The organism is Corallococcus sp. AS-1-6 (genome assembly GCF_020037015.1).
Lineage (GTDB): Bacteria > Myxococcota > Myxococcia > Myxococcales > Myxococcaceae > Corallococcus.
Genome location: NZ_JAIQDE010000018.1, coordinates 68,452 through 85,201 on the forward strand (window position 1 = coordinate 68,452; position 16,750 = coordinate 85,201).

General features: G+C 70.7%; 13 protein-coding genes. 10 read left to right on the forward strand and 3 right to left on the reverse strand.

All coding sequences use genetic code 11. From position 1 onward, the window contains the following. The first annotated feature begins 3 nt into the window (after positions 1–3). Positions 4–3,576 (forward strand): DEAD/DEAH box helicase, encoded by a 3,573-nt coding sequence (locus K8612_RS23780; RefSeq protein ID WP_223763974.1) that lies wholly within the window; start codon positions 4–6, stop codon positions 3,574–3,576. Positions 3,577–3,901: 325 nt separating this feature from the next. Here the strand turns inward: K8612_RS23780 and thiD are convergent, their stop codons facing one another. The 3 genes from thiD to K8612_RS23795 all read right to left on the reverse strand — a co-directional run bounded on the left by thiD (position 3,902) and on the right by K8612_RS23795 (position 6,554). Continuing rightward, positions 3,902–4,711, reverse strand: coding sequence for a bifunctional hydroxymethylpyrimidine kinase/phosphomethylpyrimidine kinase (gene thiD / locus K8612_RS23785; protein ID WP_223763975.1), 810 nt, complete (start codon positions 4,709–4,711; stop codon positions 3,902–3,904). A gap of 44 nt (positions 4,712–4,755) precedes the next feature. Beyond that, complete coding sequence (locus tag K8612_RS23790) at positions 4,756–5,766, reverse strand: hypothetical protein (RefSeq protein ID WP_223763976.1); 1,011 nt, start codon at positions 5,764–5,766, stop codon at positions 4,756–4,758. A gap of 77 nt (positions 5,767–5,843) precedes the next feature. Next, positions 5,844–6,554, reverse strand: coding sequence for a TVP38/TMEM64 family protein (locus K8612_RS23795; protein ID WP_223743026.1), 711 nt, complete (start codon positions 6,552–6,554; stop codon positions 5,844–5,846). 348 nt (positions 6,555–6,902) lie between these two features. Between K8612_RS23795 and K8612_RS23800 the strand changes: the two genes are divergently transcribed. The 9 genes from K8612_RS23800 (at position 6,903) to K8612_RS23840 (ending at position 16,695) form a co-directional block, all read left to right on the forward strand. Next, positions 6,903–7,349, forward strand: a complete 447-nt coding sequence (locus K8612_RS23800) for a general stress protein (protein ID WP_223743027.1) — start codon at positions 6,903–6,905, stop codon at positions 7,347–7,349. Between the two features lie 39 nt (positions 7,350–7,388). Then, positions 7,389–7,727, forward strand: coding sequence for a hypothetical protein (locus K8612_RS23805; RefSeq protein WP_223743028.1), 339 nt, complete (start codon positions 7,389–7,391; stop codon positions 7,725–7,727). A 32-nt stretch (positions 7,728–7,759) separates the two neighbouring features. Beyond that, the gene (locus K8612_RS23810) at positions 7,760–8,995 is read left to right on the forward strand and encodes a sodium:proton exchanger (RefSeq protein WP_223763977.1); all 1,236 of its coding nucleotides are present in this window, start codon (positions 7,760–7,762) and stop codon (positions 8,993–8,995) included. After that, a complete protein-coding gene (locus K8612_RS23815) occupies positions 8,992–10,290 on the forward strand; it encodes a cation:proton antiporter (RefSeq protein ID WP_223743030.1) in 1,299 nt (432 codons plus the stop codon). The genes K8612_RS23810 and K8612_RS23815 overlap by 4 nt, the downstream gene beginning before the upstream one ends. A gap of 55 nt (positions 10,291–10,345) precedes the next feature. Beyond that, on the forward strand, positions 10,346–10,966 hold the full coding sequence (locus tag K8612_RS23820; protein ID WP_223743031.1) for an L-threonylcarbamoyladenylate synthase: 621 nt from the start codon (positions 10,346–10,348) through the stop codon (positions 10,964–10,966). Between the two features lie 23 nt (positions 10,967–10,989). Next, the gene (locus tag K8612_RS23825) at positions 10,990–11,976 is read left to right on the forward strand and encodes a hypothetical protein (RefSeq protein ID WP_255652275.1); all 987 of its coding nucleotides are present in this window, start codon (positions 10,990–10,992) and stop codon (positions 11,974–11,976) included. Between the two features lie 61 nt (positions 11,977–12,037). Continuing rightward, on the forward strand, positions 12,038–12,973 hold the full coding sequence (gene xerD / locus K8612_RS23830) for a site-specific tyrosine recombinase XerD (protein ID WP_223763978.1): 936 nt from the start codon (positions 12,038–12,040) through the stop codon (positions 12,971–12,973). 257 nt (positions 12,974–13,230) lie between these two features. Then, positions 13,231–14,754, forward strand: a complete 1,524-nt coding sequence (locus K8612_RS23835) for a hypothetical protein (protein ID WP_223763979.1) — start codon at positions 13,231–13,233, stop codon at positions 14,752–14,754. Between the two features lie 24 nt (positions 14,755–14,778). Then, the gene (locus tag K8612_RS23840; protein WP_223763980.1) at positions 14,779–16,695 is read left to right on the forward strand and encodes a hypothetical protein; all 1,917 of its coding nucleotides are present in this window, start codon (positions 14,779–14,781) and stop codon (positions 16,693–16,695) included. The last annotated feature ends 55 nt before the right edge of the window (positions 16,696–16,750 follow it).

Genomic DNA, 16,750 nt, shown 5'->3' on the forward strand with positions numbered 1-16,750 from the left:
CCCATGGCCGAGCAGTCCCCTCCGTCCAGCCCCAAGCCCTCGCCGGCCCCCCACGCGCCCCCGTTCCAGACGGAGGCGGAGCTGCGCGCGTGGCTGCACGCGGAGGGCCTGGAGCACCTGGGCCGCCTGAGCCTGGCGCTGCTCACGCCCCGCGTGGAGGCCGCGTACCTGCCGCAGGTGCGCGCGGTCATCTCCCGCCGCAGGCTGGTGGAGCTGCTGGCGCAGGACTCGCTCGACCGCTGGACGGCGGAGATGCTGCCCACGCCGCGCATGCGGGACCTGCTGCCGAGGCTCGCCTGGCGCTACGTGGAGGACGAGCGGCAGGGCGCCATCGAGGCCCGGGCCTCCGTGGCGGAGCGGCTGGAGCCCCCGGCCGACATCCGCACGCACGCGGTCCACGGGCTGCTCCTCGCGTGGCGCGCCCGGGTGCCGTCCAGCGTCGCGCCGCGTCCGGAGCGCGCGCTGCCGCTGGAGGCGCTGGTGGAGGAGCCGGACCTGCCGGGCTTCCGCCTCAAGGAGACGCGCATCTCCGAGCTGCCCGTGTCCCCGGCGGGCTCGGGCTTCATCCTCGCGGAGGCGCGGCTGACGTTCAGCCCGTCCAGCGTGACGGCGGACTGCACGTGCGGCGCCACGTTCTGCGTGCATCAGTTGGCGGCGGCGGACACGGCGCTCCTGTGGCTGCGGCAGCGCTGGACGGAGGCCTTCGGAGAGACGCTGGAGGAGCTGGTCCGGCCCGCGTGGGCGCGGACGCTGCGCGCGCTGGAGCGGGCGGTGGAGGAGAGCCCGGGCGGCGGCGGAGGCGTGGAGATCTCCTGGCGGCTGGACGTCATCGAAGGCTACGGCGTGGAGGTCGCGCCCTACGCGCACCGGCGCACGAAGAAGGGCCAGCGCACGCCGGGGACGAAGGTCGGCCGGCGCAAGCTGCTCCAGGAGTACGGCTCGCAGTTGAGCCCCGCGGACTCGCGCATCGCCGCGCTGCTCCCGGACAGCACGGCCCCCGCGTCACGCGCGCTGCTGTTCGAGCTGATGGATCACCCGCGCCTGTCGCTGGAGGGCACGCAGGACATCCCCGTGCGCATCGAGCGCGAGAAGGTGGGCCTGGTCGCGGAGGACCGGAGCGGCACCGTGGTGGTGAACGCGGGCGTGGACGGCACCGTGCTGCCCACGCCGCTGCTGGAGCGCGTGCGCAAGGCGAAGCCGGAGGACGCGGTGTTCCTCTGGGACGACGGAGCGCACGTGCTCACGGTGCTGGACGTGAGCCCGGAGGTGCGCGCCATGGCCACGGTGCTCCAGCGGCACGGCAACGCGTTCCCCCCGGAGAGCCACGGGGCGCTGCTGGAGCACCTGTCGAAGCTCTCCGGACGCCTGCCGGTGTCCATGCCCCGCAGCGTGATGGGGGAGTCCATCGCGCCGCAGCAGCTCCCGGTGCTGCGGCTGGAGGGACAACCCGGAGGCGCGGTGCGGCTGGAGCTGCGGCTGCGCGCGCTGCCGGACGCCCCCGCGCTCCTGCCCGGCAACGGGGCGCGCGACGTGCACGTGCGGCGCGACACGCGGTCCTTCCACGCGGTGCGCGACTTCGCGCGCGAGCTGGCGGTGGCCGAGGCGCTCCAGGCCCAGCTTCCCTTGAAGACGGCGGAGCCGCAGGAGCTGCCGTTCTGCTTCCTCTTCCACAGCGCGCAGGGCGGGCTGGCGGTGCTGGCCGCGTGCGCGGACATGGAGCCCCGGCCGGAGCTGGAGTGGGTGGGCGCGTCCATGCGGCTCATGCCCAGCCGGGGCGCGGCCGACCTGAAGGTCGTCCTGGAGCGCAAGCGCGAGTGGTTCGGCGTGATGGGCGGCCTGTCCGTGGAGGGCGAGCGGGTGGAGCTGGCGCGGCTGCTGGACTCGGCCCGGCGCAGGGAGCGCTTCGTCCAGGTGGACGCGCGCACCTGGGTGGAGATCGAAGCGGCGCTGCGCGAGCACCTGGAGCGGCTGGCGGATCACGCGTACCTGTCCCGGCACGGGCTGGAGGTGGGCCCGTCCGCGGCGGAGGCCCTGACGGCGCTGGGCACCGCGGGCGCGCACATCGACGCGGACGTGTCCTGGAAGTCGCTGGTCGAGCGCATCTTCGCGGCGAAGGACCTGAAGCCCCGGGTGCCCGCGACGCTCAAGACGCAGTTGCGCGACTACCAGTTGGAGGGCTTCCGCTGGCTTGCGCGGCTGGCGTCGTGGAACGCGGGTGGGGTGCTCGCGGACGACATGGGGTTGGGCAAGACGGTGCAGGCCCTGGCCGTGCTGCTGGAGCGCGCGAAGCACGGGCCCGCGCTGGTGCTGGCCCCCACGTCGGTGGCCTTCAACTGGCGGGACGAGGCGAAGCGCTTCGCGCCGTCGCTGAAGGTGACCCTCTTCTCCGACTCGGACGACCGGGGCGGCACGCTGGAGCGGCTGGGGCCACGGGACGTGCTGGTGCTCAGCTACGGCCTGCTCGTGCGCGACATCGAGCGGCTGGCCGCGCTGCGCTTCTCCACCATCGTCTTCGACGAGGCCCAGGCGCTGAAGAACGCGGCCACGCAGCGCTTCCGCGCGGCGCGGGCGCTCCAGGGCGACTTCAAGTTCGCGCTGTCCGGCACGCCCATGGAGAACCACCTGGGCGAGCTGTGGGCCGTCTTCGGCGTCGTCTTCCCGGGGCTGCTGGGCAGCCTGGAGGCGTTCCGCAGCCGCTTCGCGGTGCCGATCGAGAAGCAGGTGGACCCGACGGCGGGGCCCGCGCTGGCCCGGGTGATCCAGCCCTTCCTCCTGCGCCGCACCAAGGCCCAGGTGGAGGCGCAGTTGCCGCCGCGCACGGACGTGCACGTCCCCGTCATCCTGTCCCCACCGGAGTGGACGCTCTACGAGGACGCGCGCCTGGCGGCCCTGTCCGACCTGGAGATCCGCAAGTCGAAGATGAAGGACCAGGAGCGGCGCATCGAGGTCCTGGCGGCGCTGACGCGGCTGCGGCTGCTCGCGTCGCACCCGCGCCTGTACGACAAGACGTCCAAGCTGGAGTCCTCCAAGCTGGAGCGCTTCCTGGAGCTCGTCCAGGAGCTGCGCGAGGAGGGCCACCGTGCACTGGTGTTCAGCCAGTTCACGTCCCACCTGGCGCTGATCCGCGAGGTGCTGGACGCCCAGGGCGTCGCCTACGAGTACCTGGACGGCTCGACGCCGGCCGGTGAGCGGGCGGAGTGCGTGCGCGCCTTCCAGGAGGGCGACGCGCCCCTGTTCCTGATCTCACTCAAGGCGGGCGGCTTCGGCCTCAACCTGACGGCCGCGACCAGCGTCATCCACCTGGACCCCTGGTGGAACCCCGCCGTGGAGGATCAGGCCTCCGATCGCGCCCACCGCATCGGCCAGCAGCGCCCCGTCACGGTCTACCGGCTGGTGGCACGCGGGACGATTGAAGAGCAGATGCTCTCCCTCCATGAGCAGAAGCGGGCCCTGGTGGCCGGCGTGCTGGAGGGCAAGGACGCCGCGGCCCGCCTGTCCACCCAGGAGCTGCTCGGGTTGCTCGCGCAGCGGCTGCCGGGCATCGACGGGCTCGATTCCGACGCGACGAAGCACTGAACGCTCTTTCCGTGGTTTTTCGCGGGGGCGTTCGTGCGCCTGAACAGGCACTGAACAGACTTTTAGCCATTTCCGCCCCGCAGTAACCTGAACGGTCGAGCAGTCCCAGGTTCCTGATCGGCCATGCCTACATGAAACAGTGATCAGGTGGGTGGGGCGTGCCGTCTGTCGGTGGACACACCCGCCCGATCAGAAACGCCACGCCCACATGATCGCGCTTTCAGCGGGTCGCGACCCACCCAGTGAAACATGTATTAATAAAATACATGTTTCATCTTGGAGTATCTGTCTGGAGATGCAATTGATTGCATTGGATATCTGTGTTTCAGTCGTGAATCAGCGGGAAGAAGTGGCCGATCGGGCCGTTCCCGTGGCCCACGGCGAGCGGGTAGCGCAGGGCGGAGGTGACGTACTCCTTCGCCAGCCGCACGGCCTCCAGCGGCGCGGTCCCCAGCGCGAGCCTCGCGGCGATCGCCGCCGACAGCGTGCAGCCGGTGCCGTGCGTGTTCGGCGTGTCCACGGGCGCCACGGACAGCGTCTCCATGCGCGTGCCGTCGAACCACACGTCCGTGCCGCGCAGCGCGCCGGGCATGCCGCCGCCCTTCACCAGCACCACGCGGGAGCCCAGGGCGTGGATGCGCCGGGCCGCCTCGCGCATGTCCTCCAGCGTCTGGATGTCCATGCCCGCGAGCAGCTTCGCTTCATGGCGGTTGGGCGTGAGGATGGCCGCCAGGGGCAGCATGCGCGTGCGCAGCGCCTCCACGGCCTCGTCGTCGATGAGCTGCGAGCCCGCGCGGGACACCATCACGGGATCCACCACGATGGGCCCCAGCGACACGCGGGCCAGTTGACTCGCCACGGCTTCAATCAGCGGGCGCTGGGCCAGCATGCCCACCTTGACCGCGTCCACGCGCATGTCCGACGCGACGGCGTCCACCTGCGCGGTGACGGACTCGGGCGGCAGCAGGTCCACGCGGGTGACGCCCCGCGTGTTCTGCGCGGTGATGGCCGTCACGGCGCTGGTGCCGTGCACGCGGTGGAAGGAGAAGGTGCGGAGGTCGGCCTGGATGCCCGCGCCGCCGCCGCTGTCCGAGCCGGCGATGGTGAGGGCGGTTGCGACAGGGAAGGGCTTCATGGGCGCGGCATCCTAGCCGCGCCCCGGCGCACGCGACCCTGGAACTAGAAGCGGTTCTGCCGGGCCTGGTCGAAGTCCACGCGGTGCTTCAGGTAGAGCGTGTCCAGCATGTGGTTGCTGATGGGGTTCAGGTTGCCGTCGGTGAAGCGGTGCACCACCGCCCCCTTGCCCGCGTCCTTCAGGAAGGCCAGCGGATCCACGTCGCCGCCCAGGCCGGTGAGCGTGGGCACGGGGTCCGCGTTGTTGACGTAGTGCACGTACTGGGGGCCGTCCGGGTACTTCGTGGACGCGGCGCCGAAGGTCTCCACCTGCAGGTGGCTCAGCTTCGCCTCCACCTGCGCCGGGGACAGCCCGTCCTCCACGCGCAGCCGCTTCGCCACGTCGTTCAAAGCGCGCGCCGTGATGAGGCCGCCCTGGCTGTAGCCCACCAGGTGCACGTCACGGCCGGCCTTCAGCTCCGAGTAGAGCGTGTCCGCCAGCGTGTCCACGGCGGGGTTGCGGCCCTTGTCCAGCTTGTCCGTCACGCACTGGCCCAGGTCCTTCACCAGGCCTTCCGTCGCGTTGTGGATGCCCACCACCTTCGCGCCGGAGCTGTCCGCCAGCGCCTGCATCTCGTTCAACTGCCCCGACGTGGGCGTCATGATGCCGTTGACGTAGAGGATCGTCTTGTCCGGGTTCGGGTCGTTCTTCGGCGTGACGCCCGGCACGTCGCCTGGCTTCGTCGTCGGCGGGAGCACCTTGCCGCCCGCGCCCACGAACATGCCGTCCTGCGCGCGGTCCGGCTTCGCGCCGCCCAAGAGGCTGGTGATCTCCCGCACCGTGGTGGCGTTGAAGACGTTCGCCCCCATCTCCACGAAGCGGGGGATGTCCTTGATGCCGCCCACCGCCGCGTCGATGAGGCCGCCCAGCAGGTTCTTCCGCTGCGCCGGCTGCTCGAAGGAGGACCTCTGGAACGCGGGCTGATGCGCCGCCGGCTTCTTCCCGAGCGGCTCCGCGGCCGTCTTCGGGGTGGAGGACGGCACGGCGAGGGAGCGGGTGCGGTCGATCGTGCTCAAGGGAACCTCCAACCACCGGGGGAAGTGGGTCTGGGGAGGTTATCCCCATCCGGCCCCGGAAGTTGCGTCCCCTCGCGTCACGGCGTGGTGAGCGCCTGCTTCGTGGCGGGCAGCCCGCGCGTGGCCTCGGCTTCGGAGGTGTTGGACTCCACCGACGCCTCGTGGACCTCCTTGTAGAACCGGCGGCCGAAGATGACGCCCAGCACCAGCGACACCACCATGCCCACCGCGGACACCACGGTCATCACCGTGCGGCCCTGCGCCAGGCCGCTGCCGAACTGCGCGGTGAGGAAGGTGCCCGGGATGGTGCCCAGCACCACGCCCAGCACGGATGGCCAGAAGCGCGCGCCGCTCGCGGCCCCGGCGATCAGCATGATGTCCGTGGGGCACAGCGGGTTGAGGCACGCCAGGAACGTGAACTGGAAGTCGTGCCGCCGCGCCGCCTTGGCGATGGCCGCGTACTTGCTGCCGCACAGGCGCTGCATGGGCCGCGTGCCCAGCTTGCGAGCGACGAAGTAGAGCAGGGTGGCGGACAGGAAGCTGCCTGTTAGTGAATAGAGGGTCGCGGCAAGGGTTCCGAACATCATCCCGCCCACCGCGGTGAGCACCTGACCCGGCAGGAGCGTCAGGGGCCTCACGGCCAGGAAGGCCACGTAGGCCAGGGGGGCGTAGTCGCCCAGGGGCAGCAGCACCTCCCGGATGGTGCGCTGATCGATGAAGTCCGGCCCCAAGAGCCGGAGCATCACCAGACCGCCAATGGAGACGACCATGGGCGCGAGGATCCGCAACCAGGTCTTCAGCCCACTCCTGACGCTCGCCAATGCAACCTCCCCACACCCGCCAGACCCATGTGTCAGGCGTTGCGCACAAGGTGGGATCCGGGCAGGGAATCGGCAACGTGGGCTGAATTGTTGTGAACAGCGAGAGCGTCCTGCCGGGCAATCACCCGTCCCGTCCGGATGCCCAGCAGGCCTGACAAGCGCGCGAAATCCTTGGGGATTATGCATGCAATGTCAGGAGAGAACGGCTGGCGGTGTACGGAGCTTGCTTGCATCGGGGCGCTTCCGTCCCAAGGTTTCAGGCAAGGGACACCAAGGCGCGGACGGGGTTGGGCAGTCATGAGAGGAGACACGGACATGTCGGACAAGGACAACAAGGGCAGCATGACGGTGGCCGAGGCGGGTCGTAAGGGCGGAGAGACGGTCCGCAACGAGCGCGGTCGCGAGTTCTACGAGACCATCGGCCGCAAGGGCGGAGCGACGGTGAAGGCCGAGCGCGGACGCTCCTTCTACGAGGAGATCGGCCGCAAGGGCGGCGAGACCGTGAAGGCCGAGCGCGGCGCGAAGTTCTACGAGGAGATCGGCAAGAAGGGCGGCGATCGCGTCAAGGCCACCCGCGGACCGAACTTCTATGAGGAGATCGGCCGCAAGGGCGGGCAGAAGGTCAAGAAGCTGATCGAAGAGGGCAAGCGCGCCGCCCGCGCCGCCATGGAGGGCCAGGCCGGGAATGCCCCCGCGTCCGAGGGCACCTCCGCTCCGGCGACGCCGCCGGAGGAGCCCGCGCAGCCGGGCGGCAACGAGTAACGGGGGACAGGAAGCGCGGTCTTCCGGTATGACGGCCGCGTGTACCTGGTCATCACGTTCCTCGAACAGGTGGAGACGACCGAGCGGGCGATCCGCCGGCTCCGGGAGTTCGGCATCCCGGAACCGCTGGTCATCCGAGCGCGCAGCGCCGCCGCGGCCCTGTCCGCGGAGGTCCCGGTGTTCGCCGGGCTGCGCAGCCTCGCGCTGGGCGCGGACGAGGACCGCGTCGTCCTCGTGAGCGTGCTGCCCTCCCTGCCGCAGGAGGAGCTGGACCGCATCATCCAGCGCGTGCAGTTGGAGATGGACGCGGACGACCCGCCCATGGGCCGCCTGGTGGCCCTGCCTGTCCTGGCGGCGCCCACGCATCGGCGGGGATGACGCGCGGGGGCGCGCGGGTGTAAGCACGCTGCGTGCAAGCGCTGCTCGTCTTCCTCATCGTCGCGGCGTTGTCGCTGCTCGCGTCCAGCCGGTCGCTCCTGGATCCGGGCCGCTTCCCGGCGCTGGCGCGGCTCGCGGCCAGCGGCCTCTTGTTCCTCATCTTCGGGGCCCTGCTGGGCCCGTCCCTGCTGGGCGTGCTCACCCCGCGCAACCTGGAGTCGCTGAGCCCGCTGGTGGCGCTGGGGCTGGGGACGGGCGGCGTGCTGTTGGGGCTCAACCTGGAGCCGCGCCTGCTGCGGCTGCTGCCCCGGCCCGTGTACGCGGCGGCGGTCGCGCAAGCGGGCACGGCGTTCCTCTTCGTCGCGCTGCCCCTGTCCGTCCCGCTGCTGTTGTCCATGGGCTTGAGGCCCATGATGGCGGTGGGCGCGGCGGCGCTGCTGGGCGCGGCGGCGAGCCTGTCCTCCGGCCACTTCGCGGTGCTGGGCTACCGCAACGGGCGGATGGAGCGCGCGCGGGGCCTGGGTGTGGCGCTGCTCACGATGATGGACGACGCGGTGGGCCTGGGCGTGCTCGCGCTGGGCCTGGTGCTGGGCGTCACCGGCAACGCGGCGGAGGGGCTGGGCCTGCTGTCGCTGGCGCTGCTGTTGGGCGTGGCGTGCGGGGCGCTGCTGGCGTTCCTCACGCATTCGCTGAAGGACCTGGCGGAGCAGACCACGGTGACGCTGGGCATGGTGGCGCTGGTGGGCGGCGCGGCGGCGTACCTGCGGCTGTCCTCGCTCCTGGCGGGCGTGGCCTGCGGCGCGACGCTGGCGCTGATGGGCGGACGCACGGCGGAGCGGGTGGCGCGGGCGCTCTCGCGCGTGGAGCGGCCCACGTACCTGGTGCTGGTGTTCCTGGTGGGCAGCCACATCCAGGCCCGCGACGTGTCCGCCTGGGCGCTGTTGCCCGCGTTCGTGGGGCTGCGCTTCCTGGGCAAGGTGCTGGGGGGGAGGTTCGCGCAGCGGCTCACGGCGGGCGTGTTGGACCTGCCGCCGCGCTTCGGCTACGCGCTCATCTCCCAGGGCGGCCTGGCGCTGTGCCTGGTGGCCGAGTACGTGCTGCTGGTGCCCGGCTCGCTGTCCCAGCGGGTGCTGGACGTGGTGGCGGTGGGCGCGGTCGTCAACGAGATGCTCGCGCACGGGGCCTTCCGGCACGTGCTGGCCGCGGAGGCCCGGGCCACGGCCTCCCAGGCCACGCCGCCCGCCGGTGACGCGGGGGTGGCGGCGTGAAGGGGTCCATCTTCCGGTTGCTGCTGCTCGTGGCGCTCCTGGCGGCCATCACCCAGGCGCAGGTGGTGCGCGCGGACGCGGGCACGCCGGTGCTGCTGGCGGCGGGCGCGCTGCTTTTGTGCGGCCTGTTCGCGGGCAAGGTGGCCAAGGGCATGGGCCTGCCGCGCCTCACCGGCTACCTGCTGGTGGGCGTGGCGGTGGGGCCGTACGCGCTGGGCTTCATCCCCAACGCGGGCGTGAAGGGGCTGGAGCTGGTGAAGGGGCTGGCGGTGAGCCTCATCGCGCTCGTCGCGGGCACGGAGCTGCACCTGGGGCTCATCCGCCGGGTGGGCGCGCGCGTGGCGCTGCTGTGCGCGGCGGTGTGCGGGGTGACGTTCGCGGTGTGCTTCGGGGCGACGTTCGCGCTCAAGCCCGTGCTGCCGTTCCTGACCCCCATGACGGTGCCGCAGGCGCTGGCGGTGAGCGCGCTGCTGTCCACGGTGGTGGTGTCGTTCTCCCCCACGGTGACCATCGCCATCGTGCAGGAGACGTCCGCGCGCGGCCCCTTCACGGAGTTCCTGATGGCGCTGGTCATCATCGGGGACCTGTTCGTGATGGTGGCCTTTGGCCTGGCGGCGGGCATCACCCGCGCGACGTTCGGCGACGGGCTGGACCTGCCCGCGCTGGTGGGCGGGGTGGGGTGGGAGCTGTTCGGCTCCGTGGCCGTGGGGTGCCTGCTGGCGGTGGCCATGCTCCTGTACATGCGGGGCGTCAACCGCGAGCTGCCGCTGTTCCTCGTGGGGCTGTCGTTCGCGGCGGCCGAGGGCGGGGCGCGGCTGCACCTGTCGCCGCTCCTGGTGTCGCTGGCGGCCGGGGCGCTCATCGCGAACCTGGACGAGCGCGAGGGCCGGCGCATCCACCAGGCCATCAACCAGGCGGGCCTGCCGGTGTTCGCGCTCTTCTTCGCCGCGGCGGGCGCGGGGCTGAAGCTGGACGCGCTGGTGACCGTGGGGCCGGCGGCGCTGCTGCTCGTGGCGCTGCGCGGCCTGGCCATCTGGGGCGCGTGCCGCAGGTTCGCGCCCGCGGAGGACCCGCGCCTCAAGCAATACCTGTGGATGGGGCTCATCTCCCAGGCGGGCGTGACGTTCGGCCTGGCGGCGCTGGTGTCGCGCACCTTCCCGTCCTTCGGGCCGCAGGTGGAGGTGCTCATCGTCGCGATGATCACCGCGCACGAGCTGGTGGGGCCCGTCCTCACCCGGCGCGCGCTCCTGGGCAGTGGCGAAATCCGTGCGGAGGAGGCGGGCGGCGGCGCATAGTGGGGGCACACCCCCTCTCACGCCCGGGGGTGGCCTCTGCCAGGAGCCTGCCGTCATGCCCGCCGCCGTCGCTCCCATCCTCGAGGTGGACGTGGATCACCCCTCGCCCCGCCACGTCGCGCGCGCGGTGGAGGTGTTGGAGAAGGGCGGCCTCATCGCCTACCCCACGGACACGTACTACGGGCTCGGCTGTGATTTGAACGCCAAGAAGGCCATCGAGCGGCTGTACCAGCTCAAGGGCCGCGACAAGAAGAAGCCCCTGTCCCTGCTGTGCCCGGACCTGTCGGACGTGGCCCGCTACGCGCACGTGAGCAACTTCGCCTACCGCGCCATGAAGGGGCTCACCCCCGGGGCCTTCACCTTCATCCTGGAGGCCACGCGCCTGGTGCCGGAGGTGATGATGACGAAGCAGAAGCAGGTGGGCCTGCGCGTGCCGGACGCCGTCCTGCCCCGCGAGCTGGCCAAGGCGCTCGGCCGCCCGCTCATCACCACGTCGGCGACCCATACCGACGGTACGGTTCTCTCGGACGCGCGGGACATCAAGACGGCGCTGGGGCACGGGCTGGATCTGATCCTGGACGGTGGCGTCACGTTGAACGAGCCGTCCACGGTGGTTTCACTGATAGGCGATACGCTTGAAATCCTGAGGCAGGGCAAGGGTAGTCTGGAGTCCTGAAATCCTTTCCAGAGGGGGAAGCCTTGGCCGAGGGGGACCTACCAGCAACGCCTGTCGTGGATTCACCGGAGCGGGTGCCGGGCGCGCTCGCGCTGCTGGGCCTGTTGGTGCTCCGTCCCATTGATCTGCATTACCGGCTGCGCGAGGCGGGCATCCGCTCGCCGGCGGGCCGCATCGGGCAGTTGTGGCGGGAGCAGGCCGAGGGAGGCCGCGCCGCCGGGGCCTACGTGGCGCGGATGCTGCTCCTGCTCGTCGTGCTGTCGCCGACCCTCACGGTGCTGGCGGGGCTGGGGCTGCGGCTGATGGGCGTGCCGATGCGGGGCGTGTACCTGGTCTCCGCGGCGCTGTGCAGCGCGGTGGGGCTGGTGGTGGCGCTGGTGTCGGGGCTCGCGTCCGGGGTGCTGCTGGGCTCGCTGGCGAGCGTGTCCATGCTGGCGGGGCTGCACGCCACGGCGGGCGGCGCCTTCGGCCCGGAGCACGGCGGCGGGGCGGCGATGACGGTGGGCCTGTGCCTGGGCATCGTGTCCGGCCTGTCCGCGGGGAGCATTGGCGGCCTGTCCAGCGGGCGCGGTCCGTCCGTGCGCAACGTGCAGGTGGCGGCCATCGCGACGAGCCTGGTGCCCATGCTGGTGTGGAGCAGCGCCTCGACGGTGTCCTTCGCGGGCGCGGTGGCGGCGAGCGCGCTGGTGGCCTTCCTGACGTGCGCGTTCCGGCTGCCGTTCTACGCGCTGGAGGTGCTGGCGCAGGCGGTGGCGTACGCGGTGGAGCGCTTCACGGGGAGGCCCACGCTGCGCTGGGTGCCGGTGCGCCACCACAACCTGAGCTACCTGCCGCACCCGTTCCTCGGCCGCCACCTGGCGCTGGCGGTGCGCTCGCGGCCGGCGGAGGTGCTGGCGGTGGCGGACGCGTGCCTGCGCTCGCCGGGCAACATCCTGGTGGGCTGGCCCTGGGTGGTGGAGGCGCTGGAGCGCGCGCACGCCCAGGAGGCCTCGGCGGAGCCCCAGGCCTGAAGGCGCGGGGGGGCCGTCAGGGAGTTGCCGCGAGGCGCGCGTCCGGTAGCCTCCGGGGACCATGGAAGGACTGCTCGACGCGTTCATCGCCTTCATCCGCGCGGAGCGGGGCCTGTCCGGCAAGACGGTGGACGCCTACGCGGCGGACCTCACCGTGTACTTCGAGGACCTGCGCTCGCGAGGCAAGGAGGACGTGGCGCGCGTCACCCAGGAGGACGTGCTCGCGCACCTGGTGACGCTGGGCAAGCGGGGCCTGGGCCGCCGCAGCCAGGCGCGCCACCTGGCCGCGCTGCGCGTCTTCCACCGCTTCCTGGTGGCGGAGCGGCTGGCGGACAAGGACCCCACGGAGGACGTGGACACGCCGAAGTCCCCCCGGAAGCTGCCCGTGTTCCTCACCCTGGAGGAGGTGGAGCAGCTCCTCGCCGCGCCCGACGAGCGCACCGTCACGGGCCTGCGCGACAAGGCCATGCTGGAGGTGCTCTACGCCACCGGCCTGCGCGTGACGGAGCTGTGCACGCTGGAGCTCAACAACGTGCAGCTCACGTCCGGCTACCTCGTCACGAAGGGCAAGGGCGCCAAGGAGCGCATCGTCCCGCTGGGGCGCGTGGCGATTGAAAAGGTCCAGGCGTACCTGTCCCTGTCGCGGCCGGAGCTGTTGGGCCGGCGCCAGGCGGAGGCGCTGTTCGTCACGCCGCGCGGCGAGGGCTTCACGCGGCAGGGCTTCTGGAAGCTGCTCAAGCGCTACGCGCTGAAGGCCGGCATCCTGAAGCCGCTGTCGCCGCACAAGCTGCGCCACTCGTTCGCCACGCACCTGGTGGAGCGCGGCGCGGACCTGCGCGCGGTGCAGCAGATGCTGGGCCACGCGGACCTGGCGACGACGCAGATCTACACGCACGTCAACGGCGCGCGGCTGCGCAAGGTGTACGACGAGTTCCACCCGCGCAGCGACGCGTTCAAGCCCAGGCCGTCCGCGCGCAAGCGCCCGGCTCCGGGGTGAGGGGGACCCTGGACCGCGGGGAGGGGCGCGGGGCGTGCGTCGCGCGCGAACGCACGCGCTTGCGGTGAAGACGCGCGCCGGGCGCTGACGCGCTCCCGCGGAAGCAGGTTCGCGGGGGAAACGACGCATTCCCGGGCGGTGGATCGCCGTGTGCAGTGCAGGACGGCGGCGGCGGACATGGCGTCCGCCGCCCTGTCGCACGGTCTCGCGTTCCACCCCACTCGGGCGCGGTGTGGCCCACGAAGGTCTGCTCGTCCATGAAGCAATCTCGCCAATTCCTGATGTCCGGCGTCCTGGGCCTCACCGGCTGCCTGGCGCTGTCCCTCTCCGCCTGCACGGTGCCGGAGGCGAACGCGGCGGAAGCGAAGCCGGCGCCCAAGAAGGCGCCCGCCGCCAAGGTGGTGCCGGCCTCCGCCACCACCCCCGAGGCGTCCGCGAAGGTCCGCACGCCGTTCGCCGCGGCCCGCGAGGCCTTCGAGCGCAACGCCGTGAACGCCAACCCCTTCGCGGACAACAACGGCAGCATCCCGCCGGCCTCGCAGTACTCGGGCCCGCTGTTCAGCCTCAGCCACGACTATCCGGCCACGCCCGTGGCGCCGCCGGCCAACCCGCCGTGGATCGCCGCGCTCAAGGGGCAGCCCATCTCCAAGACGAACGCGCTCGCGTACGTCTACGCGCTGAAGAACTACATCGCGCCGTCCATGCAGACGCTGCTCTACAACTATCCCCAGTGGGATGCGGCGAAGGAGGGCTGGTACAACGAGCCGTGGCTCGCCTCCATCCGCGAGAGCATCCACGGCACGTACGTGGGCTCCGAGTTCCCCGCGTCCACCTTCGCCGCGTCCGGCCTCAAGGTCGACATGACGACGTACGTGCTGACCTACTACGACAGGGTGGCGGCGTACGCGCTGGGGCAGGTGTGGGGCAAGACGGCGATGACGCCCACGCTCACCAACACGTCCGCGCAGTTCCCGGAGGGGTCCATCGTCATCAAGGTCGCGCTGACCAGCGCGCTGGCCAAGGACTGGCCGGTGATGCAGGGCGCGTCGCTGTGGCCCGTCTACGTGCCGCCGCCCAACGGGCCCGCGGGCGCGAAGCCGCAGGTGATGAACGCGTCGATCATGCAGTTCGACATCATCGTCAAGGACACCAAGACGGCGCCCAAGACGGGCTGGGTGTTCTCCACGCTCGTCTATGACATGCGCGTGCCGGGCACCCCGTGGGACAAGATGATCCCCCTGGGCGCGATGTGGGGGGATGATCCCGACGTCAACTCCACGCTGAACCCGGGCATGCCGCTGCAGGAGACGGTCATCAACCCCGCGGCGCCCGCGTACTCCACGGCGACGCTGGGGTGGGGCGGCCGCCTCTCCGGCCCGAACGACGGCGCGGTGGTGGCGCCGGCCTCCATCAACGGGCAGATCGTGCCGGCCGTGCAGGCCTCGTCGTGCATGAGCTGCCACAGCGTGGCCGAGTGGCCCATGAAGACGTTCCTGCTGCCCACCACCACGATGCCGCCGACGACCGTGGGGGACGCGCTGGTGCTCGAGCAGCCCGGTTCGCAGGCCTGGATGAAGTGGTTCCAGGACAACCCGGGCAACGTGCCGCTGGACCCCGGGACGGTGCCCATGGACTTCGATATGGTGTTTGCCTTCAAGTCGCTGCCCGCGTGGCAGCAGGCGACCCAGGGCAACAGCGGCATGAAGGCCTTCGAGGCCGTCGATCAGCTCCGCGGCAAGCCGACCGTCAACCCGCGGGATCTCAAGTACAACGGCCAGTAGACCCCTGACTGACGGGAGGACCCCATGCCCATCTTCGACAAGGCCATTATCGGCGCCGGTGGCGGCGCCATGTACTACCTCGATGCGCGCATGGGGTCCGACCTCACGTCGGACGTCCGGGAGCAGTTCAAGAAGCAGTTCGGGAAGATCAAGGACCTGGAGGCGCGCAAGAAGGCGCTGGCGCACCTGATGTTCGTCGGTGACAAGGACATCGACATGCAGGAGGCGCCGCGGGACAAGTCGCTGCTGGATCTCACGTCCAAGCGCGCCGTGTTCAAGAACACGGTGCTCATCGGCATGAGCAACCCGTGGCACATCCGCAAGAACGACCAGTACACGGGGCGGGGCGGCAACTACGTCGTCAATCACACCCGCCAGGTCATCAGCACCCGGCCGCTCTCCTCCTTCAAGAACACCCAGTCCCGGAGCACGGTGAAGTCCGAGTGGGAGAAGGTCTTCAGCACGAGTGACTCCGTGGTCGGAGAGGACGTCCTGTTCGAGCAGTCCCAGGGCTACACGACCCGCGAGAGCTTCAAGGACGAGTGGCTGAACGTCATCGGCCGCGCCATGAACCTGGGCCTGACCCGGATCTGGGGCAACGTGACGAAGATCGAGTGGAAGCCGGACGACGACGAGGACAAGGCCCACTTCGAGATCACCTTCACGCCGACGACGTCGGAGAAGGTGCGGGGCCCCATCCAGGCCCGCGAGATGCTCCTGATGACGGGCAACGGGAGCTACCTCAAGCCCACGGAGGCCAACGGCATCAAGGCCCCCAAGGGGTGGGAGAAGGACCGGCGCATCATGGACATGGATCAGCTCATGCGCTTCCTCGTGACGAACGGGAAGAAGCGCAAGCGGATCGTCGTCCAGGGCGGCAACGCGGCCATCGACGCGGTCGAGCAGTCCATCCGCTATGGCCATGAGGTGCACTGGCTGGTGCGCTCCGGGGTGAACATCCTCGCCAACTCCCTGCTCGTGCACGCCCCCAAGCTCGCCAAGAGCGGGACCTATGTGCACCAGTCCGTCACGTCGGAGTTCAAGAAGGGCGTGAGCCTGGCGGAGGTCGAAAGCACCAACAGCACGGTGCTCAGCGTGAAGGCCTACTCGCTGGAGGACACGAAGACGGGCAAGGGCGAGGACGAGGTCATCACCAAGACGAAGAAGCTCGTCACGGAGATCCAGGACGTCGACTGCTACGTCTACTGCATCGGGCAGGAGGTGAACGACAGTCCGTCCGGGGTGGCGAAGCTGCTGGTCAGCAGCAACCTCCTCACCCAGAAGGGCCGGGGAGTCGACGAGTCGGAGCTGGAGCTCATCTGCGACGAGGGCTGGCTCTTCCGGAACCTGTCGCTGCGCGAGAACGCCGTGAAGGAGGCCGCCATCGGGCTCCGGAAGCGGTTCTCGGAGCGGTGCCGCATCGACGTCCTGGGCGCGGCGTCGTTCATGCTGGTCTCTCCCCAGGGAAAGCTCGGGAGCAAGCTGAAGCCGCTGACGAACTACCAGATCCAATCCGTGGCGGACGTGCGCCAGTTGGCGGCGCTCAAGGACGTGATGCGGGCGTACTGCAACACCCTGAGCGGCGCTTCGCTGGATCCGAAGAACGTCAACTTCCTGGGCGGCACGAAGAACGAGATCGCCGCCTTCATCGCCATGCACCACGAGTTCATCCCGCCGGTCGTCGCGGACGAGCTCACCCAGTTCCTCATGCGCGTGCGGACGCGCGAGGAGTTCACCAACGGCTACACCGGGGACGAGATGACGGCCATCCGGGACGCGCTGAAGGGGATCGACTCGTACTTCAAGACCCACGATGAGGTCCGGAAGTTCCTGGAGGAGAAGATGACCCAGGTGGTGATGGACTACCGGAAGCTCATGCTCGCGCCGTTCCAGCAGGAGATCTCCACCTTGCGGTGGACGGACATCCTCCGGGAGGACTGAGCCGGGGCGGACGGCCTTCGCACCATCCTGACAGAAGGCTGTCACAGGGGCGGCC